This is a genomic window from Kineococcus glutinatus (assembly GCF_039542765.1).
Classification (GTDB): Bacteria; Actinomycetota; Actinomycetes; order Actinomycetales; family Kineococcaceae; genus Kineococcus_A; species Kineococcus_A glutinatus.
Genome location: NZ_BAABIL010000830.1, coordinates 1 through 1,827, shown reverse-complemented (window position 1 = coordinate 1,827; position 1,827 = coordinate 1). Strand labels below are relative to the sequence as shown.

Here is a 1,827-nt window from a genome sequence, read left to right as displayed (position 1 = left end):
GTCCTGCGCGGGGGCGTCCTGCGCGGGGCCGGACGCCGCGCAGCGCGCCTCGTAGCCGCCGAGCAGCCGCTCCACCTCCGCCGCGGCCAGCGGGCCGGCCGCCAGCCGCTCCAGCACCGCCGCGGCCAGCACCGACGTCGCCGCGGCGCTGAACGCACAGCCCTCGTGCTCCCAGGCCAGGTCCAGCAGCGCGCCGGCGCGCACCCGCACCCGGACGCGGACCTCGTCGCCGCAGAAGGGGTTGACGAGCACCGCCTCCCCACCGGCGCCCGGCAGCGGGCCGCGGCCGACGGGATCGCGCACGTGCCCGGCCAGCAGCTCCCGCGCCTGCGGGGCGCTCAGCACGCCGTCCCCGCCCGGTCGTCCCACGGCAGCGGGCCGGGCCCGCCGGGCCAGCGGGTGCCGGGCGGCAGGTCCGCGGGCAGGTCGACGTCACCACCGGACCCGGCACGGCGGGACTGCTCCACCAGCACCGTCCCGGCGCAGCGGGTCAGCAGCTCGCGGGCGCCCTCGTCACCGCGGGCCTCCGCGTGGGCGGCGGGCAGCAGGTCACGGCCCAGGAGCACCGGGTGCCCCGCGCGCCCGTCCCACACCGCCCGCACCACCGCCTCGTGCGAGCGCGGCGGCACGGCCGCCAGCAGCGACGTCACGACGGCGGCGTCGACGTCGGGCAGGTCCACCAGCGTCACCACGAGCACGTCCAGGCCGAGCTCCAGCCGCCACGCCGCGCTGATGCCGGCGCGCAGGCTGGCGCCCATGCCGCTGGTCCACGCCACGACGGGGACCGCGTCCACCGGCGCGCGGCCCGCCAGCGGCGGCAGCCCGGCCCGGACCTCCGCCGCCCGCGCGCCGGTCGTCACGACCACCCGGTCGCAGCCACCCTCGCCGAGGGCCCGCGCCGCGCGCGCCGCCCACGTCTCCCCCTCGGCGGTGCGCAGCAACGCCTTGGGTGCTCCCATCCGCCGGCCGGCCCCCGCCGCCAGCACGAGCCCCACGCTCCTCACACGACCCCCCGCCACGCTGCGTCCCCCGTGCAGGCAGGAGCATCCCCCGAGCCCCGCGCGGGTGCACCCCCGGGGGTGTCCCCAGCGGCCCGCGGGGCGTGGATGGGGCCCGTCGTGGCGCTCAGCGGCAGCCCGGTGCCGCCGCGGAGCACCGCCACGACCTCCGCGAGCACGCTCAGCGCCGTCTCCGCCGGGGTGGCCCCCCGCAGGTCCAGGCCCAGCGGGCCGCGCACCCGCCCGGCGGCCGCCCCGGCCAGCCCCGCCGCGGCCAGGCGGGCGGCGCGGTCGGCGTGGGTGCGGCGCGAGCCCATCGCCCCGAGGTAGCCGACGTCGGGCAGCCGCAGCGCCGTGCGCAGCAGCGGCAGGTCGAAGCGGGGGTCGTGGGTCAGCACGAGCAGCACCGGCGCCCGGCCGAGCCGCCCGGCGTCGCGCTCGCGCGCCAGGTAGCGGTCGGGGCGCTCGACGACGAGGTCGCGCACGCCGGGGAAGCGGGCGGGCGTGGTGAGCGCGGCCCGCGCGTCGCAGACGGTCACGCGGAAACCGAGCAGCTCGCCCAGGTGCGCGGCGGCGGCGGCCACGTCGACGGAACCGAACACCAGCAGCCGCTGCGGCGGCGACAGCGGCACCAGGCACGCCCGCCAGCCCCCGCGCACCACCGACACCGCCTCCCGGGCGGCCAGCAGGGCCGCGGCGCCGGCGGCCACGGCGGCAGGAGCGGCGGGGGTACCGGCCGGGGCGGTGGGGGCGAGGAGGAAGCGCGACCCCACCCCGACCTCGGGCGCCACCCCCGGCGGCGCCCCGGTGACCACGCCCAGCACGACGG

At 81.4% G+C, this 1,827-nt stretch carries 3 protein-coding genes; all 3 read right to left on the bottom strand.

The window, feature by feature from the left end; genetic code table 11:
- The coding region (locus ABEB16_RS21830) for an iron-sulfur cluster assembly scaffold protein (protein ID WP_345714270.1) at window positions 1-345 on the bottom strand (345 nt) is incomplete at its 3' end.
- Window positions 339-1,004, bottom strand: a complete 666-nt coding sequence (locus ABEB16_RS21825; RefSeq protein WP_345714269.1) for a nucleotidyltransferase family protein — start codon at window positions 1,002-1,004, stop codon at window positions 339-341. The genes ABEB16_RS21825 and ABEB16_RS21830, both read right to left, overlap by 7 nt.
- Window positions 1,001-1,827: XdhC family protein (locus tag ABEB16_RS21820; protein WP_345714268.1), on the bottom strand; the 827-nt coding region annotated here is incomplete at its 5' end. The genes ABEB16_RS21825 and ABEB16_RS21820, both read right to left, overlap by 4 nt.